Source organism: Amycolatopsis sp. A1MSW2902 (assembly GCF_017312175.1).
Taxonomy (GTDB): domain Bacteria; phylum Actinomycetota; class Actinomycetes; order Mycobacteriales; family Pseudonocardiaceae; genus Amycolatopsis; species Amycolatopsis nivea.
The window spans coordinates 6329694-6351578 of sequence record NZ_QJPO01000001.1; the positions used below are offsets into that span (position 1 = coordinate 6329694).

At 69.1% G+C, this 21885-nt stretch carries 22 protein-coding genes; 15 read left to right on the forward strand and 7 right to left on the reverse strand.

Annotation, left to right across the window (positions count from 1 at the left end):
- Positions 1–9 precede the first annotated feature (9 nt).
- Positions 10–510 carry a hypothetical protein gene (locus DMP23_RS29125; protein WP_337823116.1) on the forward strand — a complete coding sequence of 167 codons (501 nt, stop codon included), beginning with the start codon at positions 10–12 and terminating at the stop codon, positions 508–510.
- Here the strand turns inward: DMP23_RS29125 and DMP23_RS29130 are convergent.
- The gene (locus DMP23_RS29130) at positions 470–3397 is read right to left on the reverse strand and encodes a BTAD domain-containing putative transcriptional regulator (RefSeq protein WP_337823117.1); all 2928 of its coding nucleotides are present in this window, start codon (positions 3395–3397) and stop codon (positions 470–472) included. The genes DMP23_RS29125 and DMP23_RS29130 overlap by 41 nt on opposite strands.
- Before the next feature lie 70 nt (positions 3398–3467).
- Between DMP23_RS29130 and DMP23_RS29135 the strand changes: the two genes are divergently transcribed.
- From DMP23_RS29135 to DMP23_RS29145, 3 genes are all read left to right on the forward strand, one after another.
- Positions 3468–4328 carry an alpha/beta fold hydrolase gene (locus DMP23_RS29135; protein WP_275294418.1) on the forward strand — a complete coding sequence of 287 codons (861 nt, stop codon included), beginning with the start codon at positions 3468–3470 and terminating at the stop codon, positions 4326–4328.
- A gap of 134 nt (positions 4329–4462) precedes the next feature.
- A complete protein-coding gene (locus DMP23_RS29140; protein ID WP_037816025.1) occupies positions 4463–5299 on the forward strand; it encodes an alkaline phosphatase family protein in 837 nt (278 codons plus the stop codon).
- Positions 5300–5410: 111 nt separating this feature from the next.
- Complete coding sequence (locus DMP23_RS29145) at positions 5411–6238, forward strand: NBR1-Ig-like domain-containing protein (protein ID WP_337823118.1); 828 nt, start codon at positions 5411–5413, stop codon at positions 6236–6238.
- A gap of 126 nt (positions 6239–6364) precedes the next feature.
- Here the strand turns inward: DMP23_RS29145 and DMP23_RS29150 are convergent, their stop codons facing one another.
- The gene (locus DMP23_RS29150) at positions 6365–7348 is read right to left on the reverse strand and encodes a GlxA family transcriptional regulator (RefSeq protein ID WP_106961292.1); all 984 of its coding nucleotides are present in this window, start codon (positions 7346–7348) and stop codon (positions 6365–6367) included.
- Positions 7349–7418: 70 nt separating this feature from the next.
- On the opposite strand from DMP23_RS29150, the gene DMP23_RS29155 reads away from it, so the two are divergent.
- Both DMP23_RS29155 and DMP23_RS29160 read left to right on the forward strand, forming a co-directional pair.
- Positions 7419–8120: an NAD(P)H-dependent oxidoreductase gene (locus tag DMP23_RS29155; protein ID WP_337823119.1), complete on the forward strand. Its 702-nt coding sequence runs from the start codon at positions 7419–7421 to the stop codon at positions 8118–8120.
- 31 nt (positions 8121–8151) lie between these two features.
- Entirely contained in the window at positions 8152–9027 is an 876-nt protein-coding gene (locus tag DMP23_RS29160) for an SRPBCC domain-containing protein (RefSeq protein WP_337823120.1), read from the forward strand.
- Here the strand turns inward: DMP23_RS29160 and DMP23_RS29165 are convergent.
- Positions 9024–9842, reverse strand: a complete 819-nt coding sequence (locus DMP23_RS29165) for a GNAT family N-acetyltransferase (protein ID WP_337823121.1) — start codon at positions 9840–9842, stop codon at positions 9024–9026. The genes DMP23_RS29160 and DMP23_RS29165 overlap by 4 nt on opposite strands.
- Before the next feature lie 83 nt (positions 9843–9925).
- Here DMP23_RS29165 and DMP23_RS29170 point away from each other — a divergent pair, with 83 nt between their 5' ends.
- The 6 genes from DMP23_RS29170 (at position 9926) to DMP23_RS29195 (ending at position 15560) form a co-directional block, all read left to right on the forward strand.
- Positions 9926–11479: a hypothetical protein gene (locus tag DMP23_RS29170; protein WP_337823122.1), complete on the forward strand. Its 1554-nt coding sequence runs from the start codon at positions 9926–9928 to the stop codon at positions 11477–11479.
- Positions 11480–11493: 14 nt separating this feature from the next.
- Positions 11494–13131: an acyl-CoA carboxylase subunit beta gene (locus tag DMP23_RS29175; RefSeq protein ID WP_043831873.1), complete on the forward strand. Its 1638-nt coding sequence runs from the start codon at positions 11494–11496 to the stop codon at positions 13129–13131.
- A 7-nt stretch (positions 13132–13138) separates the two neighbouring features.
- The gene (locus tag DMP23_RS29180; RefSeq protein ID WP_134669344.1) at positions 13139–13351 is read left to right on the forward strand and encodes an acyl-CoA carboxylase epsilon subunit; all 213 of its coding nucleotides are present in this window, start codon (positions 13139–13141) and stop codon (positions 13349–13351) included.
- A 97-nt stretch (positions 13352–13448) separates the two neighbouring features.
- Complete coding sequence (locus DMP23_RS29185; RefSeq protein WP_337823123.1) at positions 13449–14054, forward strand: helix-turn-helix transcriptional regulator; 606 nt, start codon at positions 13449–13451, stop codon at positions 14052–14054.
- A gap of 8 nt (positions 14055–14062) precedes the next feature.
- On the forward strand, positions 14063–14446 hold the full coding sequence (locus tag DMP23_RS29190) for a RidA family protein (RefSeq protein WP_337823124.1): 384 nt from the start codon (positions 14063–14065) through the stop codon (positions 14444–14446).
- Complete coding sequence (locus DMP23_RS29195) at positions 14433–15560, forward strand: alanine racemase (RefSeq protein ID WP_337823125.1); 1128 nt, start codon at positions 14433–14435, stop codon at positions 15558–15560. Before DMP23_RS29190 ends, DMP23_RS29195 begins: the two co-directional genes overlap by 14 nt.
- Position 15561: 1 nt before the next feature.
- Here DMP23_RS29195 and DMP23_RS29200 read toward each other — a convergent pair whose 3' ends face one another.
- Together DMP23_RS29200 and DMP23_RS29205 are read right to left on the reverse strand one after the other, a co-directional pair.
- Positions 15562–15966, reverse strand: a complete 405-nt coding sequence (locus DMP23_RS29200) for a hypothetical protein (RefSeq protein ID WP_037816039.1) — start codon at positions 15964–15966, stop codon at positions 15562–15564.
- A gap of 12 nt (positions 15967–15978) precedes the next feature.
- Positions 15979–16590: a TetR/AcrR family transcriptional regulator gene (locus tag DMP23_RS29205; RefSeq protein ID WP_337823126.1), complete on the reverse strand. Its 612-nt coding sequence runs from the start codon at positions 16588–16590 to the stop codon at positions 15979–15981.
- A gap of 73 nt (positions 16591–16663) precedes the next feature.
- Between DMP23_RS29205 and DMP23_RS29210 the strand changes: the two genes are divergently transcribed.
- The gene (locus tag DMP23_RS29210) at positions 16664–17965 is read left to right on the forward strand and encodes an MFS transporter (RefSeq protein ID WP_337823127.1); all 1302 of its coding nucleotides are present in this window, start codon (positions 16664–16666) and stop codon (positions 17963–17965) included.
- On the opposite strand, the gene DMP23_RS29215 is transcribed toward DMP23_RS29210, so the two are convergent.
- Positions 17955–18659 (reverse strand): tyrosine-protein phosphatase, encoded by a 705-nt coding sequence (locus DMP23_RS29215; RefSeq protein WP_337823128.1) that lies wholly within the window; start codon positions 18657–18659, stop codon positions 17955–17957. The two genes, DMP23_RS29210 and DMP23_RS29215, sit on opposite strands and share 11 nt — an antisense overlap.
- On the reverse strand, positions 18659–18943 hold the full coding sequence (locus DMP23_RS29220) for a hypothetical protein (RefSeq protein ID WP_337823129.1): 285 nt from the start codon (positions 18941–18943) through the stop codon (positions 18659–18661). Before DMP23_RS29220 ends, DMP23_RS29215 begins: the two co-directional genes overlap by 1 nt.
- Before the next feature lie 365 nt (positions 18944–19308).
- On the opposite strand from DMP23_RS29220, the gene DMP23_RS29225 reads away from it, so the two are divergent.
- Together DMP23_RS29225 and DMP23_RS29230 are read left to right on the forward strand one after the other, a co-directional pair.
- Positions 19309–19917: a PadR family transcriptional regulator gene (locus DMP23_RS29225; RefSeq protein ID WP_134669330.1), complete on the forward strand. Its 609-nt coding sequence runs from the start codon at positions 19309–19311 to the stop codon at positions 19915–19917.
- A complete protein-coding gene (locus DMP23_RS29230) occupies positions 19898–21517 on the forward strand; it encodes a DHA2 family efflux MFS transporter permease subunit (RefSeq protein WP_337823130.1) in 1620 nt (539 codons plus the stop codon). The genes DMP23_RS29225 and DMP23_RS29230 overlap by 20 nt, the downstream gene beginning before the upstream one ends.
- Positions 21518–21885 lie beyond the last annotated feature (368 nt).

Consider the following 21885-nt stretch of genomic DNA (forward strand, 5'->3'; position numbering starts at 1 on the left):
TTTCTCGCCGTGGGCGCTGCCCTCCTGATCAGCAGCTGCTCCGGCGAAAGCGGCGGCACCGCGGCTCCCGCTCCCTCCGCGCCCTCGAGCGCACCCGCGTCGTCCTCAGCCGCGCAGCCGTCGCCGTCGACCTCGGCGGCACCGGCGACGTCCTCCGCGGCGGAGTCGACCGGCGGCGACGCGGTCGATCGGTACGAAGCCTTCATGCACGCGGCGGGCAGGCAGGACCTAGCGACGGTGTGCGAGATCGCCGGTCCGGCCGCCAAGCAGGCGGAAGACCAGGGCATGGGACCGTGCGAGAAGACCATGCCGATGGCGTTCCAGCTGATCTCCCCGGCGCAGAAGAAGGCCCTGCAGACGGCCACCGTCGACCGGTCCAAGATCAAGGAAGGGGCCAAGCGGGTCGAGATCCCGGCGCGCGCGGTCAAGGCTTCCGTCAAGTTCACCGACAGCGACCTCGGCGACGCGGTCATGGAGAATCGCGGCGGGAAATGGTACGTAGTCGACTGACCCAGTGCGCGGCACCCGCGCGGCGGGCCACTTCGGCGGCCTTGCGGTAGTGCTCGTCGGGCGGCAATCCCAGCCGGACAACCAGTTCGCCCAGGTAGTAGGCGACCGGGCCGAGCGTCACCACGCCGGAACCGGCACCGGCCAGCTCGTTCTCCGCGGGAGCCAGTCGCGCATACAGCTCGCGTGCGTCGCCGGTCGAGACGGTAAGGCACGCCCGGAGTTCCAGGAACAGGTCCGGGCGATCCGGCGGCAGCGTGAAGTCCACTGTGGACTCCAGGCCGTGCTGAACGTAAAGGCAATGCCGGGCCAGCGGCAGCAGGCCGCGGTCCACTCCGGACATTCCGCTGCCGGACAACCGGGCCGCGGCGCTGCGGTAGGCGGCTTCCGCGGCGGCGACCGGACCGGTGACGGCCAGGCGGAGCGCGCGGTACCAGTCGGTGAACACGCTGACGAGCGGGAGGTCGTACTGCTCCCCCAGCCGGTCCGCCGCGGTCGCGTGGGTGTCGGCGGCGGCGAAGTCGGCCAGCGCTGAGCGGGCCTGCATCAGCACCAGGTGACCGAGCACCTCGAACGTCACCAACCGGTGCCGGGCGGCCAGTTCGACCAGTTCCTCGCCGATCCGGGCGCGTTCCGGGGCCAGACCGGCGCGGGTGAAGGTCTGCGTCCAGCGTGCGTTCAACGCCAACGCCAGCAGCGCCGGATCCTCGGCGGACCGCGCCAGTTTCTCCGCCTCGACAGCCGCGTCGTGGGCGCGTTGACCGCCTTCGTTGCGCAGTTCCAACGCGATGGTCGCCAGCAGCCGGGCACGTACGAGCGGATCGGTGGTGTGCACGCGTTCGGCGGCGTCGGCGATGCGGCGGGCCAGCACGGGATCGTCGTTCTCGGTCCAGATTCCCGGGACGTCGAAGGCGGTCAAAACGCGGATGGTCAACGCGGAATCGTCGCCGGCGAGGTCCAGTGCCTCGGCGCGGTAGCGGCGCGCGGCGGCCAAGGAACCGGTGAACGCGGACGTCCGGGCGAGGCCCATCAGCAATTCCACCGTACGCGGGCCTTGCGCCAAAGCGGCTTGCCAGAGCCGAAGTGCTTCGTGCGGCGCGAAATCTCGTTCGGCACGTTCCGCGGCTGCTTGCGCGTAGGCGGTGCCGCGATCGTCTCCGGCGAGCAAGAAGTGGTGCGCCAGCAAGGAAATCGCGGACGGTCGACGGCTCGCCAACGCCTCGCCGACTTCGCGGTGCAGCTGTGCGCGTCGAGCGAGCGAAAGGCCATCGTAGACGGCGTCGCGAACGAGCGCGTGCGCGAACCGGAACGCCCTCGGTCCGATTTCGACCAGAAACCCTGCCTGCACAGCGGTTTCCAGCTCGTCCAGGACGTCACCGAGCACGCCGAGGTCGACGTCCGCGCCGATCACCGCAGCCTTCCCCAGCACCGCGCGTACATGGTCGGGCAACGCGGCGATCCGGTTCCGGACGACGTCGCGTACCCCGTCCGGCAGGTCGCCTTCGGCATCCAGCGCGCGGGCGAGTTCCTTGACGAAGAACGGGTTTCCGCCAGAACGCCGGTGAATCACCGCGGCCGACTCGGGCCCGACCAATTCGGCGACCGCCTCGACCGAAAGCCCGCCCAGATACAGCCGAACCGGGTCGGCGCGCGCGAGTCTGCCCAAGGCCGCGGTCAGTTCTGTGGAGATCTCGGTGGTCCGATACGTCGCGACCAGCAGCACCGGAGCCGCGGTCATCGACGTCAGCAGTGCCAGGGTTTCCTCGCCAGCCCACTGCAAATCGTCCAGAACGAGCAACAACGGACCCCGGCGAGCCACCTCGGAAATCCGTGCCGCCATTGCCTGATGCCATTCGAAGCGCGCGACCGCCGGATCGCCCCCGGTCGCCCGCGGCGGGACCGGTTCGCCCAACGCAGCAAGAATCCGTGTCCACGGCCAGGCGGGCGGCACTCCGGCACCGTCCGGATTGAGGCCCCACGCCGTGGTCCAGCCCAGCCGTGCGGCGAATTCCTCGACCAGCGCCGTCTTGCCCGCGCCCGCCTCGCCGGACACCAGCACGAGGCGGAAACGCTTGCGGTCAGCCACTTCCGCCGCGACCTCGGTGAGCCGCGCCAGCTCCGGATCCCGCCCGGCCAGCCGACCGGGAACAGCCGGGGCCAACTGCGGAGCCTGCGCCAGGATGTCCTGCTCCGCCTGCCGCAACGCCGGTCCAGGATCGACCCCCAGCTCCGCCGCCAACCCGGCCCGCGCCCGACGCAAGGCAGCAAGCGCGTCCCCCTGACGGCCAGCGCGGTACAACGCGAGCGCCAGCAGTCGCCACGCTTCCTCGCGCAGCGGATGAGCGTCCACAAGGGACTCGAGATCCGGCACGGCTTCGGCAGCACGGCCGAGATCCAGCAGACCCGCCGCCCGACGCTCCAGCGCGAGCAGCCGCAGTTCGTCCAGCCGAGCCCGTTCGGCCCGCGCCCACGGCTCGTCCGCGAACTCCGCGTACGGCTCGCCCCGCCACCAGCCGAGCGCCTCGTCCAACTGCGCGACCGACGGCGTCCCGCGCAGCAACGCCTCGAACCGCCACGCGTCGACCTGCTCCGGTTCCGCCCGCAGCGCATATCCCGGCCCGGCGGTGACCAGCAGTTTCGCGGGCGTCCGCGGTGGACGGTCCGGTTCGAGCGAACGCCGCAGCGCACCGACGAACGTCTGCACCGCACCGACCGCACCCGCCCGCGGCTCGGTCCACAACGCGTCGACCAGCGCGTCCGTCGACACCACCTGCCCGCGAGCGACGAGCAGACGCGCGAGCACCGCGCGATGCCGCGGCCCGGGCAACGCCACCGGCCCGCGTGCGTCGCAGGCCGCCAGGGGGCCGAGCACCGAGAACGAGATGGTCATCAGTTCCGTACTGTAATCAGCTCGGTCGCTGCTGATCGGTTGCTGATCGGCCCGGCGCACGCTGGGTCGCATGAACTTCGACTACCAGCGGGTGCCCGTCGCCGACGGCGTGTCCCTCAACGTGGCGGTCGCGGGCTCCGGCTCGCCCGTCGTCCTCCTGCACGGCTTCCCGCAGACCCACCTGATGTGGCGGCACGTCGCCGCCGACCTCGCCGCCGACCACACCGTGCTGTGCCCTGACCTGCGCGGCTACGGCGACAGCGACAAGCCTGCCGACGACGGCGAGACCTACTCCAAGCGCACGATGGCCGCCGACGTCGTCGCCCTCGCGCGCGCCTTCGGCCACGAAAAGTTCGCGCTCGCCGGGCACGACCGCGGCGCGCTCGTCGCGATCCGCGCCGGCCTCGACCACCCGGACCACGTGTCCCACCTGGCCATCCTCGACGTGCTGCCGACGCTGGACATGTGGGAGGTGCTGCACGGCGTCAGCGCGTCCGTCGCCTTCCACCTCTACCTGATGGCGCAGCCGCCCGGCCTGCCCGAGCAGCTGATCAGCGGCGCGCCGGACGCGTTCTTCAGCTACTTCCTCGACCAGTGGGGCGCCGACCCGGAGTCCATCCCGGCCGACATCCGCGCCCGCTATCTCGAAGCGAGCCGCAACGCCGTCCCGTCGATCGTCGCCGACTACCGCGCCTCCGCGGGCATCGACATCGAACACGACCGCGCCGACCGCGACGCGGGCAACCAGCTGAAGATGCCGACTACGGTGCTGCAGCAGGGCTGGGGCGACGCGCTGGGCTTCGACGCGACCGCGCTCTGGCGCGCGTGGGCACCGGACCTTGTGCACGAAACCGTGCACAGTGGACATTTCATGGCCGAGACTTCCCCTGCCAGCGTTACGAAATCGCTGCGGGACCTGCTCGCGCGCTGACCCGCCGAAAGTCGTGCCCCGGACGAGTGGTCGCCAGTTATTCACCCACCGGCCGCTCTCCGGGACGCCTTCGCCGTGGCACGGTCTATGCCGCTCCCACCTGAGCGCATTTCCCGGCCGATCTTGGAGGACCTGTGTTCCGCAAGCGGATCGTGGCCGCCGTCGCGACGGCGATTCTCGGTGCGGCGACCGCCGCCCAACCCGCCTCAGCAGCGGCGTCCGTGCCCACCTTCGACCACATCGTGCTCGTCATGTTCGAGAACGAATCGTCGACGTCGATCGACTCGACCACCGCGCCCTACTTCGCCTCGCTCGCCGCGCAGGGCGCGAACTTCACCGACTCCCATGCGATCACGCACCCGAGCCAGCCGAACTACGTCGCACTGTTCTCGGGCGATACCCAGGGCGTCACCGACGACACCTGCCCGCAAAACCTCGGCGCGAAGGACAACCTCGGATCGCAGCTCGCCGGCGCGGGGAAGAGCTTCACCGGCTACTCGGAGTCCATGCCGTCCGACGGCTACACCGGCTGCTCGTCCGGCGAGTACCGGCGCAAGCACAACAGCTGGGTCGACTTCTCGAACGTGCCCGCGTCGAGCAACCTGCGCTACTCCCGGTTCCCGACGGACTACTCGCAGCTGCCCAGCGTCGCGTTCGTGACCCCGAACATGTGCAACGACATGCACGACTGTTCGGTCGGCACCGGCGACACCTGGCTGAAGAACAACCTCGACGGCTACGCACAGTGGGCCAAGACGCACAACAGCCTGCTGATCGTGACGTTCGACGAGGACGAAGGCACCTCGACCAACCAGATCTACACGTCGTTCACCGGCGCGCATGTGAAGCAGGGCGACTACGCGGAGACGATCAACCACTACACCGTCCTGCGCACCATGGAGGCCGCCAACGGTCTCCCCGGCCTCGGCAACGCGGCCGGCGAGACGCCGATCACCGACGCCTGGCAGTGACGCGCACCGGTCGCGGCCGCCTCGCCGCGGCCGCGGCCGGGGTGCGCCCAGCTGTGCCGAACTGGAATGTCAGACTGGTCCGACCAGCGGATCTGACAACCAGGGAGAGCGATGGGCGACGGGCAATCTGCCGCCGAGGTGCTCTCCGCGGAACTGGCCGCACTGCGCGCGCGGGCCGGGAATCCGTCGTTCCGCAAGATGGCCGACCGCTCCGGGCAGATCTCGCACACCACGCTGCACGAGGCGGTCCGCGGCACCCGGTTCCCGTCGTGGGACACCACGCGCGAGTTCGTCCGAGCGTGCGACGCGGACGAACAACAGTGGCGGCGACGCTGGGAAGAGCTGAAGGGCGTCCCTCCGGAGCCCGCGGTTCCCGTCGTCGAAGCGACCGAGGCCGACATCGTCAAAACGGCGGCGGAGCCAGTGCTGATCAGCGCGGAACCGGCCGTCCCGGAGAGGCCCCGGCGCCGTCGTAAGTACGCGCTGGCCGCGGTCGCGTCCGTCGTCGTGCTTGTCGCCGCGGTCGGCGCGATCGTGGTGCCGAAGCTGAAGAGCGGCAGCCTGGTCGACGTCGGTGCGCGCGTCGCCGGCGACAACTCGAAGTTCGTCGGCGACGTGACCGTGCCCGACGGCACCGTGATCCACGTCGGCGAGACCGTCCAGAAGGTGTGGGAGCTGCAGAACACCGGCTCGGTCGCCTGGCATCAGCGCTACCTGCAGCGGATGGACCTGCCGCCGAGCCCGGGAAGCTGCCGCACCCCGGACCGGGTGCTCATCGGCGACACCCCGCCGGGCGATCACGTGATGGTGAGCGTTCCGCTGACCGCTTCGCCCGCGCCGGGGCGCTGCTGGATCGGCTGGAAGATGGTCGACGCGAACGGCAAGGAGTTCTTCTCCACCCGCCGTCCGGTGTACGTACTGGTGACGGTCGTCTCCTGACGCGTGTCAGATTCTGTAAGACCTGGTCACCGGGGTACCGAACACCCTGGTCCGCTCGCAAGGATGAGTGCCGCTGGGGGTCGGTCCGTGGCAGCCCGCGAACAGCGCTGCCACGGACCGCCGCGTTCAGGCCGGACGCCGGAAGGTGGTCCGGTACGCGCTCGGCGACACCCCGAGCGCGGCCTGCAGGTGCTGGCGCAGCGACGCCGCCGTCCCGAATCCGCACGCCGCGGCGACCCGGTCGACCGGCAGCTCCGACTCCTCCAGCAACTGCCGCGCACGCTCCACCCGCTGCTGGGTCAGCCACTGCAGCGCCGACATCCCGACCTCGTCCCGGAACCGCCGGGTGAACGTCCGCGTGCTCATCGACTCGCGCACCGCGAGGTCGCGCAGCGTGATCGGCTGGTCGAGATGCTCCAGCGCCCACGCCCGCGCGGCCGAGGTGGACGACGACCGCGGCTCCGGCACCGGACGGCGGATGAACTGGGCCTGCCCGCCCTCGCGATGCGGCGAAACGACCGTGCCGCGAGCGACCTCGTTGGCGACCGCCGCGCCGAAATCGCGCCGGATCAGGTGCAGGCAGAGATCGATGCCGGACGCGACGCCCGCCGAGGTGAAGACGTTGCCGTCCTCGGTGTAGAGCACGTCCGGGTCGAGTTGCACGCGCGGGTATTCGAGCTGGAACTCGCACGCCGAACGCCAGTGTGTGGTCGCGCGGCGGCCGTCGAGCAGGCCCATCGCGGCGAGCACGTACGCGCCGGTGCAGATCGAGGCGATCCGGCTGTCCGGGCACACCAGGCTCATCGCGTGCTTGAGCTGCGGGGTCAGCTGCCGTCCGGTGGGCTCGTACTCGAGCGACGACGCGGGAACGATCACCGTGTCCGCCTCGGCCACGGCCTCCGGGCCCTGCGCGACCGGGATGGTGAAGTCCGAATCGGTGCGGATGTCGCCGGGCTCCGGCGTGCAGGTGACGACCTCGTACAACCGCTCGCCGTCCGCGGATCTGGCCTGGCCGAACAGCCGGTGGACGATGCCGAGTTCCATCACGAGCATGCCGTGCCGCACCAGCACGGCGACCTTGTGCCGCTCCGGATGCCGAAAAACAGCCATGGCCCGATTCTTGCACAAGGTGGCCATCGGGCCACTGTTTTGGCCGTTTCGCCGGTTGCACCCTGGCCTCATGAACGTCTTGTGGATCTACGCCCACCCCGACCCCGCCTCGCTCAACGGCGCGCTTCGCGACGAAGGCGTCACGACGCTGCGCGACCTCGGCCACGACGTGCGCGAATCCGATCTCTACGCGATGAGCTGGAACCCGGTCGTCGACGAGATCGCGACCGTGCCCGAGGACGTCCGGATCGAGCACGAAAAACTCGACTGGGCGGACACGGTCGTCGTCCAGTTCCCGCTCTGGTGGGCGGACACCCCGGCCATCCTGAAGGGCTGGTTCGACCGCGTTTTCGTGCAGGGATACGGCTACGACTACCGCGACGAAACCGGCCACACCCTGCGCTACGGCAACGGCGTCCTGGCCGGGAAACGCGCGATGGTCATCGTCACCGCCGGCGCGCACGAGGACAGCCTCGGCCCGCGCGGCGCGCATGGTTCGCTGGACGATCTGCTGTTCAACGTCCAGCACGCCACGCTCTTCTACACCGGCATGACGGTCCTGCCGCCGCTCAAGGTGACCGGCACGAACCGGATGACGCCGGAGAAGTTCGACTGCGTCGTCGAGCAGCTGCGCAAACGTTTGCACTCCCTGGAAACGACCGATCCGCTGCCGTACCGCACGCAGGACGGCGGCGACTACGACCGGCGGCTCGTCCTGCTTCCCGAAGTCGCCCCAGGTCAGACCGGGTACGGCGTGCATCTGACCGCTTGACCCTTATATACCTCCATGGTTATATACGGGCATGGCGATCCTGCGAACCACTCCTGGTGGACGACCGAGCGTCACCCTCGAACGGACCCTGGCGCATCCGCCGGAGAAGGTGTGGCGCGCGGTCACCTCGCCGGGAGAGCTGGCGCACTGGTTCCCCGCCGCGGTCACGCTGCCCGACACTCCGGCGCCGGGCGGGAAGATCACGTTCACCTTCACCGAAACCGGGGACGTCAGCGAGGGTGAGATCGTCGGCTACCAGCCGCCGGAGGTCTTCGAGTTCACCTGGAACTCGGACCTGATCCGGATCGAGGTTTCGGCTGACGGCACGGGCAGCAAGCTCGCCTTCACCCACGTCTTCAACCGCGGCGAGCCCGACATCGCTCTGCTCGGCGCGGGACGGCACGTCACCGGCTGGGTCGCCTGCCTCGATTCCCTCGAAGCCACGCTGGACGGCCGGACGCCGGAGATGCCGACCGACTGGCACGCGCGGATGGTGCACTACCTCGAGGAATTCGGCCTGGAGGACGGCGAGGTCCTGGACGGCGGGACGATTCGGTTCCGCCGGGACCTGGTCTGGCCGCCTGCCGAGGACGTCTGGAAGCGGCTGCCCCAGCCGGAAGCCGGGGCGGAGGTGCTGGAGTCGCGTTCGCCGGAGGTGCTGGCCCACACCTGGTTGCACGACGGGAAACCGGCCGGGGAGGTCCGATGGGAAGTCACGGCGGACCCGCTGGACGGGGTGCGGGTGGAGCTGACCCAGACCGTTCCGGCGGAGCTGAAGGAACAACTGCCGGATCTGCTGACCGCACGGCATGAGCAGCTGAACGCGTTGTTCGCCGGGACGTTCAAGGTGGAACTGGAGCCGTGGTCGGCCGAGCGGAAGGCCGAGGTTCGGAAGCGGTACAGCTAGCCGAGCGCGGTGTTGTACGGCGAAAACCGCACCTCGGCCGGTCCCGGCAGCGCTTTTCCGTGGAGCACCAGCCGTGGCGCGGGGCCGTGCACCGCCAGCCCGCGCGCCTCGCACCACGCCGACAGCTCCGGAAACCGATGGTCCACCGCCAGCCGGAGATCACCCGACGCGAGGCGGGCGATGCCGCGGATCAGCGCACGCGCCTGGTCCTCGTCCGCGGCCACCACCGGACCGATCACCAGCACCCCGCCTTGCGCGGTGCCGAGCGCGTAGCCGTCGTCGGTCACGTGGACGTGCTCGGCCTCGAACAGCATGCGGTTCAACAACTCCCGCCGCGCGAAGCCTTGGGACGCACTGTCCAATTCGTACACTCGCGCCACATCTGCCGGACCGATCGGCCGCGACGCCGGACCGCCGTCTTCAGCGAAGCGGCCGCGATGGTCATTGCAGCCGCCGTCGAACTCGAAGCCCATCGATTCGTACAGCGGACGCGCGTTTTCCGTGGTGTGCAAGGACACCACCGCGTCACCGGCCGCGTCGAGCGCCTCCGCCATCACCCGACGGCCGAGTCCCTGCCGCGCGAACCGCTCCGCCACGACCACCATCGACACCGACGCGGTCGGCCCGGTCCGGGTCAGCACCGCCGCCGCGGCGAGACCGCCATCCGGGGCGTCAATGCCGAATCCGCGGCCGACGTCCAGCAGCATCGCCCATTTCCGTTCCTCGCGCGGCCACCCGCGATCGGTTCCGAGGTCGAGGCAAGCGGACAGGTCGGCAGGCCCGAGCGAGCGGACCGAGGCGTCGGCGAGCAGCACGTTGCCCACCCTAGGCCCGGCAGCGGCCGCAGTGGTCGGCTCGACGCCGAAAATTCAACTGACGCCCGGCATAGGCTTCGCTGGTGACCGACTTCGAAATGCTGACCGTCCAGCAGGTTCTCGGCGGCGGCCGATTCGCCGAAGTCGGCGAGGTGCGGCTGACCGAGACCGATTCCCGTACGGGCTATGTGGCCGTCGGGGGTTCGCTGGGACGTCCGTTGTGGGCCGGGCACAGCGTGTCGGATTCGTCCGAGCCGACCGCTTGGAACCGCGTCGGGGTCTATCGCGCCGACACGCTCGAATGCGTTCACCTCGTGCGCCTGCATTGGCCGGTCAACGCTTTGGCGTTCCATCCGGAGCTGCCGATCCTGGCCATCGGCTCCGGGTCGTACGACGGCGGCTATTTCTACGAAGGCGAGCTGACGGTCCTCGACCTCGAAACCGGCCGCGCGACCTCCTTGCTGCGCGAACGCCGTGAGGTCACCGAACTTCGCTGGCGCGATCGCCAGACTCTCGAAGCGAAAGTGTCCGTGTTCGACGAGAACGAGGAAGAAGAGCGCGGCTTCTCCACAATGGCCGTTGCCATCGCCGTGCCGGACTGGCGAGCCGTGGAGGCCCGTTCGCTGGAGGTCGACGGGCCCGCGACCGAACCCGCCGAACCGCTCGCCGCGGTTGCCGGCGGAAACCACCGACGACAGGTGTGGGCAGTCGCCGCACTGAACGACGGACGGATTCTCGCCAGCCTTGAACATGTCGCCGTGGAGTGCTGGTCGGCCACCGGCGAACGCGAATGGTCCGTGCCCACGTCGGGCGTCGGCTGCCAGCTTTACGTCGACCCCGACGAGAGCACCGCCGTCTTCACCAACTCGTGGGCGGGCTGGACCCGCTCCGGCTCGACGATCGAACGCGTCCAGCTCGCCGACGGATACTCCGAAGCGCTCCGGACCTTCGACCACCCCGCCGTGCTCAGCACCGACGAAACCGGGCGGCTCGCCATCCGCCCGCGTTCCGGGCCGACCGAGGTGCTGCCGTCGGAAAGCCGCGTCGACCTCGGTGGCTACGACCTGATCAACCACTTCTTCGACATCCGCCGCGCACCCGCGCTGCTGTTCCTGCAAGGCATGGGCCCGCGAGCGCACGAGGACAAATGGGTCGTCGCCTTCAATCCCCGGCGGCGGCGCACCGAGCGCTTGTTTCCTCTCGAATGGGACGCGGCCCAAGGCAGGCACTTCTTCGGCGGCCCCGGCGTGTTCGTCGACGGCTCGATCGTCCACGCGACCTCGATCCACCACGGTGCCGGACTCCTGCCGGGCAACTCCTGCGTCGTCCGCCGCTCCTATCCCGATGGAAAAGCCGAGTGGGTCCACACCGGCGACCACCAGGTCACCGCGATGGACACCATCGGGTACACCGTCTACGTCGCCGACAACTCCGGCGAGATAGTCGCGCTCGACGCCACCGACGGTCGCGAACTCGGACGGCAACACCTGCAGGTCAACGGCCATCCCGTCGTCCCGCTCTCGCTGAGCGCTCGAGCCCCGGACCGGCTCGTCGTCGGCACGCTCGACGGCCGCGTGCTCGTCTGCGACACAGCGCGGAGGGAGTCCTACGCCACACGCGCGGCAACCGCGCAGTAGCTAAGCTCCGCCACATGAGCAGTGCGACGCAGCCGCTCGGGACGCCGCCCGAGGGAGAACCGGACATCCACACGACGGCCGGCAAGCTCGCGGATCTCTACCGCCGCTACGACGAGGCCGTGCACGCCGGTTCGGCGCGCGCGATCGAGAAACAGCACGCCAAGGGCAAGAAAACCGCCCGCGAGCGGATCGATCTGCTGCTCGACGAGGGCTCGTTCGTCGAGCTGGACGAGCTGGCGCGGCACCGCTCCACGAACTTCGGGCTGGAGAAGAACCGCCCGTACGGCGACGGCGTCGTCACCGGCTACGGCACCGTCGACGGACGTCCGGTGTGCGTGTTCAGCCAGGACGTGACGGTGTTCGGCGGCGCGCTCGGCGAGGTCTACGGCGAGAAGATCGTCAAGGTGATGGACCTGGCGATCAAGACCGGCCGTCCGATCATCGGCATCAACGAGGGCGGCGGCGCGCGGATCCAGGAGGGCGTCGTCTCGCTCGGCCTGTACGGCGAGATCTTCCGCCGCAACACCATGGCCTCCGGCGTGATCCCGCAGATCTCGCTGATCATGGGCGCGAACGCGGGCGGCCACGTCTACTCCCCCGCGCTCACCGACTTCGTCGTGATGGTGGACGAGACGTCGCAGATGTTCATCACCGGACCGGACGTCGTGAAGACAGTGACCGGCGAGGACGTCACCTTCGAGGAACTCGGCGGCGGGCGCACGCACAACACCAAGTCGGGCGTCGCGCACTACCTCGGTTCCGACGACGAGGACGCCATCGCCTACGTCAAGGAACTGCTCTCCTACCTGCCGCAGAACAACCTGTCCGAGCCGCCGGAGTTCGACGCGAACCAGCCGCCCGCCGGCTTCTTCGAGAACGTCACCGACACCGACCGCGAGCTCGACACGCTCATCCCGGACTCGCCGAACACGCCGTACGACATGCACGAGGTCGTCACCCGCGTCCTCGACGACGGCGAATTCCTCGAGGTGCACGAGCTGTTCGCGCCCAACATCCTGGTCGGGTTCGGCCGGGTCGACGGGCAGAGCGTCGGCGTCGTGGCGAACCAGCCGACGCAGTTCGCCGGCTGCCTCGACATCGACGCGTCCGAGAAGGCCGCCCGGTTCGTGCGGACCTGCGACGCGTTCAACATCCCGGTGCTGACCTTTGTGGACGTTCCCGGCTTCCTTCCCGGCACCGACCAGGAGTGGAACGGCATCATCCGCCGCGGCGCGAAGCTGATCTACGCGTACGCGGAGGCGACCGTCCCGCTGATCACGGTGATCACGCGCAAGGCGTACGGCGGCGCGTACGACGTGATGGGCTCCAAGCACCTCGGCGCGGACGTCAACCTGGCCTGGCCCACCGCGCAGGTCGCGGTGATGGGCGCGCAGGGCGCGGCGAACATCGTGCACCGCAAGACGCTGGCCAACGCGGCGGCGGAGGGTCGCGATGTTGACGCGTTGCGCGCGGACCTCATCCAGGAGTACGAGGACACGCTGCTCAACCCGTACGCGGCGGCCGAACGCGGCTACGTCGACTCGGTGATCGTGCCCGCGCACACCCGCGGCCACGTCGCCAAGGCGCTGAGCCTGCTGCGCACCAAGCGCGAATCGCTGCCGCCCAAGAAGCACGGCAACATCCCCCTGTGAGGCCGCGATGACGGACACTCCCCTGCTCCGCGTAGTCCGCGGCAACCCGGACGACGCCGAACTCGCCGCGCTCACCGCGGTGGTCGCCACTGCCGCGGCCGCGTCGGCACCCGCTCCGCCACGGCGTCGTACGTCGTGGTGGGGCGACCGGGCGGCCGCGGTCCACGCGCCGATCGCCGCTGGTGACGGGGCCTGGCGCGCCTCGTCGTTGCCTCGCTGAAGTCCCCTGTTGATCCCGGTTCGAGAGCCGGGATCACCTTTTTGCCCACCTGCTAGACTTATTTTCTAAAGTTGGACAATGAGTCAAAGGCGGCGGCGTGGACGAGCACCTCATCCGGGAAACCGAGAAGATCGCCGTCGCGATCGGCCGGATGTTCCCCGGTCTGTGCGAGGTCGTGCTGCACGACCTGCGGGATCCGGACCACGCGATCCGCGCGATCGAGAACAACCTGTCCGGCCGCGAGGTCGGCGATCCGGCCACCGAACTGGGGTTGCGGCGGATCAGCGACCCGGACTACCCGAGCGTCCTGCAGAACTACGCGAACCAGTTCCCGGACGGACGGCCGGTCAAGAGCACGTCGATCGGCATCAAGAACGCCGACGGCGAGTACATCGCCGCGCTGTGCCTGAACCTCGACGTCTCGGTGCTTTCGCCGCTCACGCACACGCTGAGCAGCCTGGTCGCCGCTGACGCCGCGCAGCCCGGTGTCGTCGAAGACCTGCGTTCCCGTACGTCGCGTGAACTGCGGGAAAGGATCGAACGTGCGGCAGGCGGCAGCCCGCGTTCCCTTTCCCGCGAAGCCAAACGCGACCTGGTCCGCCGGCTGCGCGACGAGGGGTACTTCGAATCCCGCGACGCCGCCCAGATCATCGCCGACCTGCTCGGCGTATCCCGGGCGACTGTCTACAACTACGCGAAATGAGCACGTCGATGACCGAAATCGTCCTGCGCGACAGCCCTGAACTGTCCGCGCCCGGCGGGCATTACTCGCACACCGCGCAGTACGGCGGGATGGCGTTCGTCTCCGGGCAACTGCCCACCACCAGCGACGGGACCCGGCTGGCGGACGAGCCGTTTTCCGTGCAGGCCAAGCAAGTTCTGGCCAACCTCGACGCGTGCCTCGCCACCGCGGGCACGAGCCGCGATCGACTGTTGTCGGTCACCGTCTACGTGACCGACATGGGCGACTGGCCGGAGTTCGACCGGATTTACCGTGCCTGGCTTGGCGACCACCGCCCGGCGCGCGCGGTCGCCGGGTCAAGCACCCTCCATTTTGGAGCGAAGGTCGAGGTGCAGGCAATTGCCGCCGTCTGAGGAAACCCTGGCTGGCCCGGACACTCCGTTCGCCATCGTCGAGCTTTCGCGCGCGCGGCGGAACGCCGAACGGCTCGCTCAGCGGATGCGCGCACTCGGCGTTTCCCTGCGCCCCCATACGAAAACGGCGAAGGCATTACCCGCGACCGCGTTGATGCACGGTGGAAAGCCAGGCCCGATCACAGTGTCGACGCTGGCCGAGGCAGAAGCCTTCGCCGACGGCGGCTACACCGACATCACGTACGCCGTCGGCATCGATCCGCACAAGCTCCCGCGCGTGCTTACGTTGCTGCGACGGGGAATCACCGTGCGCGTGCTGCTGGACAGCGTCGCGCAAGCCTCTGCGATAAGCGCTGCGGCGCGCGAAGCCGGAGTACGGATTCCGTCGCTGATCGAGGTCGACTGCGACGGTCACCGTGGCGGCGTACTTCCCGAAGACCCCGCGTTGCTCACCATCGGACGACAGTTGCACGACTGTCTCGACGGTGTCCTCGTACACGCCGGCGAGTCCTACTTCGCGACAACCCCTGCAGCGCAACGCGAAGCCGCCGCACACGAACGTGAGGTCGCTGTCGCTGCAGCACAACGCCTTCGCGACGAAGGCCTGTACGCAGGCACAGTCAGCGTCGGCTCGACTCCCACCGCACACGCAGCCGACGACCTCACCGGCGTCACCGAAGTCCGCGCTGGCAACTACGTCTTCTTCGACTTGGTGATGGCCGGACTGGGCGTATGCCGCACCGAAGACCTTGCGCTGTCCGTAGTTGTCACCGTGATCGGACACCGCCCCGAGCACGGCTGGATCCTCACGGACGGCGGCTGGATGGCGTTGTCGCGCGACCGAGGCACCGCGAACCAAGCCGTCGACCAGGGATACGGCCTGGTCGCCGACCTCGACGGCGCCCTGGTGCCAGGTCTCGTGGTGACCGGCGCGAGCCAGGAACACGGAATCCTCACCGCCCGCGAGGGACATCCGCTGCCTGACCTGCCGATCGGCACCCGCCTGCGCATCCTGCCGAACCACGCCTGCGCCACCGCCGCACAGCACAGCGGCTACCGAATCCTGGAGAACGGCCGCCTCGTCGACACCTGGCAGCGGATCAGCGGCTGGTGAATCAACGCCCGCGCTGAGCCCAGTCCGGCGCATCGGCGCCCGCGTGCGCCAGCAGCTCTTCCCGGGTGATCGATCCGAGCGGCCCGACGCCCCGCAGCAGCAGGTAGTCGCCCGCGTCGGCCTGATCGTGCTCGATCTCGACGTCCTCGGCGTGATAGCTGTCCGTCCAGACGATCCGGACCTGGCAGCCGCCGTTCTGGGTGAGCGCGTGCACCTGCTGGACGGTCGCGAGCCGCGCCATCGGTTCCGATTCCCACTGCTGCTGCAGGAATCGCCACCGCGAGGCCTGTTCGGCCGCCCGCAATCGCTGGTCGAGCCCGCCGGCCCGGTCCCGGAAAACCCAGGCGATCCCGGCCACGACCGCGGCGGCGACAGCCAGCCCGACCAGCCACAAGACCGTTCCCATGTCTGCAGGAGCCTACCCGGGCGGATGCTCCCGGAGGAATCGCTCGACCAGGCCATTTGTGAACTCCGGCGGCACCGGCGCGCCGGTGACCAGCACGCGGTAGTGGATCGGCCCGACGAGGTGCTCGACCGCGCTGTCCAGGTCGACCTCTGACGACAACTCGCCGCGCGCGACGGCACGTTCGAGCGGCAACCGGTCGCGCACGTGCTGGGCGCGGAGGTGCACCTCGCGCAGATGCCGCGCCAGGTCCGGGTCGTGCTGGGCCTGGCCGAGCAGCGTGCGGAACACCGCTCCGGCATCGGCGGTGGTCAGGAAGGACGCGATCGCGGCGAGGTGCGCGCAGAGGTCCTTGCGCAGCTCGCCGGAATCGGGCGGGGAGAGTTCCTCGACGAGGTCGTCGCCGAGCGCCTCGAGCAGAATGTCCACTTTGGACGGCCACCAGCGGTAGACAGTCTGCTTCCCGACCCCGGCCCGTGCCGCGATGCCCTCCATCGTGAGCCCGGCGAACCCGACCTCCACCAGCAGATCGTCGACCGCGTGCAGAACCGCGCGGCGCGCGTTCTCGCTGCGGCCGTACCGGTTCCCGTGATGCCGGCGCTCGCCGGGCTGAGTGACGTCGCCCACGTGCCGAAGTCTAGCCAAGACGCAACGTCTCGTCTAGCGTTACGAGCACCAGCTCACTAGGGGGTTCTCAGTCATGTGTTCCGCGTGCGGGGTGCCGACGCACCAACCCGAATCCGGGGTCGCCGCAGCCCCGCGCAAATTCGCGGCGCTGTACAACAAGGATTGCCGTCCGTACCTGATCGGCACCGGCCTGGCGATGATGGCCGACAACATCGAGCACGTCATCACCTACTGGGTGCTGTGGGAGAAGTTCCAGTCGCCGGCGCTGACCGGGTTCGAGGTGATCAGCCACTGGGTGCCGTTCCTGCTGTTCTCGGTGTACTTCGGCGGACTGGCCGACCGGCACGACTGCCGCCGGATCATCCAGGCCGCGCAGGTGCTGTTCATGGCGGTGTCCGCGGCGTGGGGCGTGCTGATCCTCACCGACACGCTCGAGGTGTGGAGTGCCTGCGTACTGCTGATTTTGCACGGCTGCGCGGGCGCGATCCGGGGTCCGGGCGAGCAGTTGATGCTGCACGATTTCGTCGGCCCAGCCGAACTGCCGAGCGCGGTCCGGCTCAACGCCACCTTCCGCAGCCTGGGCATCCTCTTCGGCCCGGTCGTCGGTTCGGCGCTGCTGCTCGGGCTCGGTCCGGTGGCGGGCATTTTCGTGAACGTCGCGTTCTACCTGCCGCTGACCGTGTTCCTGTTCCGCACCAAGTTCACCGGACACACGCGAGACGGCGGAATCATCCGTCGGCCACGGGTCGGGCTGATGGATTCGGTGCGGATCCTCAAGGAAATCAGCGGGAATCCGACGATGGTCGGGATGATCATCCTCGCCGGGCTCGGCGCGTTCTTCGTCGGAGCCTCGATGCAGAGTTCGATGCCGATCTTCGCCCAGGACCTCGGCGCGGGCAGCGCCGGAACCGCGTACGGCGTGCTGCTGTTCGCCAACGGCGCGGGCGGCGTGATCGGCGGTATCCTGCTGGAAGCGACCGGAAAGATCAAACCGAACGTGCCCGCCGCGGTGATCAGCACGGCGATCTACGGGCTCTCGAGCCTGTTCTTCGCGATGACCGCCAGCTATCCGATCGCGGTGGCACTGCTGGTGATCGGCGGCGTGGCGAACCTGGCGTCGATGTCCATCGGCCAGACCGTCGTGCAACTGCTGGCGAAACCGGAGGAACGCGGCCGGGTGATCGGCGTGTACAGCGTGTCCGCCAACGGTCTCCGCGCGGGCAGCGGATTCACCGTGGGGCTGCTCGGTTCCGCGGTCGGGGTGCACTGGTCGCTGGGCATCAGCGCGGCCGCGCTCACCGTCGGCACCGGGATCGCCGGATGGTATTCGCTGGGCAGCCGCCGGGCCCGGAAGCTGCACCAGGTCACCGACTGAGCCGGTCTACCTCGTCCGTAGCCATCCCGGCGCGGACGAGGTAGTCACGGACATCGAAGCCGTCGAGGGTGGCCAGGACGGCTTCCCTGATGGTGGTCTTCCTGCGGGCCAATGCTGCTTCGAGCAGCGCGGTTTGGTCTTCGACGCCTAGCGCCCGGTACAGCGGGAGGACGGCTTCGGTGGAGAGAGCGTAATCGGCGGCAATGGTTTCCGGGTCGACGTCGGCGAGGGCGAGCAGGAGGAGCGAGATGAGGCCGGTGCGGTCTCGGCCGGAAGTGCAGTGGAAGAGCACGCCGCTTTCGGACCGGGCCAGCGCTTTCAGGACGGTTGCGCAGCGTTCTGCTTTGCGGTCAAGGAAAACGCGGTAATACAGCGGGGTGCCGTCGAGTTGCTCGTCGGCGATGTATTGCCAGAACTCGGTGTCTTCGACGTCGTCCAGCGGAACTTCGAGACGCGTCATCCCGGCCGGCACGGTGACCGCGTAGGTGCTGATCTCGGCGGGGTTTCGCAGGTCGATGATGGTGCGGAGGCCGGATTCCCGCGCCTGAGCCCAGCCGGTGCCGGTGACGAACCGGAGGCTGGCGGACCGATAGAACCGCGCGGATCGGGTGACGCCGCCGGATCGGGTCGGGAGACCGCCGAGGTCTCGAGTGTTGAAGAAGCCTTCCCATCCCACTGCCCGGTTCTCGCCCATCAGCCGATCCTGGCCCGGGCCGCCGATTCCGGGCAACGGTGCGACCGGCCCGCGCTGGCCGGTTCTCCTCGTGGCGCGCGATCCGGTCCGGTCCCGGCCTCGACCTCGATCCGGAGCCAGGGAACTACCCGGACCAGGACCCGGACTGAGCCCTGCCTTTTCGGCGACGCCAAAGCCTTGGTCAGCAAAACCATCGCCACGCAACCGGACACCGCGAGCGGCACCACGAGAAACAGGACGATTGTGACGGTCGGCCAGATCACCCCTGAAGACAGCGCAGTCACCAATATCCGCTCCTTGGCCGCCCGGGAATCAGACTCCCCTCCCGAGCGCGGCGGCCCTGCGCCACTCGTCAGTTTACCGCCAGCGGGCGTCCAGGTAATCGGCCTCTTGGCGCAGCTGACCGGCCGGGTTGACTGGCACTGGTCGCGGCAGCTCGCATCGGCCGGAAGCGGCCGTCGAACAGGCGATCGCCGGTTTTTGTCGGTGGTCGTCGTTACGCTCGCCCCATCACGCACCACCCGTCACCGTCAGCGACAAGCTGCTCACCAGCGCGGATCACACTGGACCGCAGCTTGCTCCACACCGTATAGTCCACGTGGAATAACCCACGTTGGGTCACTCGATTGGATCTTCTGGAGGAACCGTCATGGTCGCGGCCAAGCTCACGGCACTGGGCGTCGCCGTGCTCGAGCTGCTGCACGAGCGGCCGATGCACCCGTACGAAATGGCCCAGCTGATGCGGGAACGGCACGTCGAAAACCGCGTGAAGCTCAAGGCTGGTTCGCTCTACCACACGGTGGATCGGTTGCAGCGCAACGGTTTCGTCGATGTGGTCGAAACCCAGCGGGACGGCAAACGGCCGGAGCGCACGGTGTATGCCATGACGGCCGCGGGCAAAGACGCCTTCCAGGAACGAGCCCGGCAGATGCTGGGCGACGTGGTGCCGGACTACAGCGACGTGCTGAGCGGGCTCGCCGTGATCGACGACCTCGGACGCGACGTCGCGCTGCTCGAACTGGAGCACCGGATCACCCGGCTGCGCGCGGGCGTGGCCGCTGACCAGGTGATCCTCGAGCGGCTGGAAGCCGACGGCACCCCCGAAATCTATTGGCTCGACTTCCGGTTCAGCGCGGCGCAGCGGAAGTTCGAGCTCGCGTGGATCGAGCAGCTGTTCGCGGACCTCGACAGCGGCCGGATCCCTTTCCAGGACAAGAAACTCAAGCTCAAGGAAAACCATGAACGCAAGACCGGTTAACCCGTGGGCCGCGCTCAGCGCGCTCTGCATCGGGTTCTTCATGATCCTGCTGGACACCACGATCGTGTCCATCGCGGTGCCCGCCATGCTGCAGCACCTCGACGCCGGGCTGAACTCGGTGGTGTGGGTGATCAGCGTCTACCTGCTCACCTACGCCGTGCCGATGCTGTTCACCAGCCGCCTCGGCGACCGCTTCGGCCCGAAGCGCGTGTTCGTCGCCGGGCTCGTGGTGTTCACCGCTTCGTCGCTGTGGTGCGGTCTCTCCGGCAACGTCGAGATGCTGATCGCCGCCCGTGCCGTGCAAGGCCTCGGCGCCGCACTGATGACGCCGCAGACGCTGGCGTTCATCAGCCACCTGTTCCCGCCCGCGAAGCGCGGCGCGGCGATGGGCGCGTGGGGCGGCGTCGCCGGCCTGGCCACGATCACCGGCCCGCTGCTGGGCGGCGTGCTGGTGCAGCACCTCGGCTGGGAGTGGATCTTCTACGTGAACGTGCCGATCGGCGTCGTCGCGATCGCGCTGACGCTGTGGCTGGTGCCGGACTGGCAGCCGAAGCACTCGCATTCGTTCGACCTGATCGGCATCCTGCTGTCCGCGGCCGGACTGTTCTGCGTCGTCTTCGGTGTCCAAAATGGACAGCAGTACGACTGGGGCACGGTGTTCGGCGGCATCACAGTCTTCGAAATCATCGGTGCCAGCGTGGTCTTGCTGATCGCCTTCGTGCTGTGGCAGCACTACAACCGCCGCGAACCGCTGGTCCCGCTGCAGGTGTTCGCGAACCGCAACTTCTCCGCGGGCACGCTCACCGCGACCACGGTCGGCTTCACGATGACCGGCATGTTCCTGCCGCTGATCATCTACATCCAGACGGTCCTCGGCCTCTCCCCCACCATGGCGGGCCTGCTCACCGCCCCGATGTCGCTGCTGTCCGGCGTGATCGCGCCCTTCGTCGGCCGAGCTTCGGACAAAATCAACGGCAAGTACCTGGTGATGGGCGGCCTGGCCCTGCTGGCCGCGGGCGTCGGCATCATCGCGCTGCAAGCACGACCGGACACGAGCCCGTGGGCACTGATCCCGGCCCTGCTGGTGTGCGGCCTCGGCGTCGGCTGCATCTTCTCCCCCATGAGCAACCTGACGATGGCGTCGGTAGAACCGCGGCTCACCGGCACCGCCTCGGGCATCTTCAACACCGCCCACCAGGTAGGCGGCGTCCTGGGCAGCGCCGCGATCGGCGTGCTCCTGCAAGCGAGGATCAGCGCGTCGATCACGAGCGAGGCCGCCACCGCGGCCGCGAAACTGCCGGAGCAGTACCGCGCCCCCTTCACCGAAGGCATCGCCCACGCCGCGGCGTCCACCGGCGAATTCGGCTCCTCCGGTGGCCCCGCCTCCATCCCGGGCCTCCCGGCGGACATCGCCGCCCAAGCGGGCCGCCTCGCCAGCGAGGTTGTCCACAATGGACTCACCGACGCCGCCCGCGCGACACTGATCCTGCCGATCGCGGTGCTGATACTGGGAGTTTTGTCAGCAGCGGCTTTGCGCCGGGTGTCCCCTAGGCCGCACACCCCCGCGCCGACCGCCCCGACCCCAGAACCAGCCCGCTGACGAGCTGACCCTCGGCCCCGGCTGGACCCCACTCCAGCCGGGGCCGAGGAGGCGGCGAGAGACAATCCACGCAACTCTCGTCCCACAGCAGCATTGTTGGCCCCCGACGCAATTCCGCGCGCAGCGGCGAGGTCTGCCGGTGCACAGAAAGCCCGGGCGTGCCAGGCGCGTTCCTCGCCCAGCAACCACCGGCTCGGCATCCCCGCGCACGCCCCCGCCGGGATCCTGGCTCAATGCCAGACCTCGCGCCCGGCTCGCGACCCGGTGCCACGACGCCCGCCCCCGCGAATCCGGCCACGAAACCCGCGGCACCAAATCACCGCCCCCTGGGCCACACCCCCAACCCCGCCCCGCCGGGGTAGCGTTCG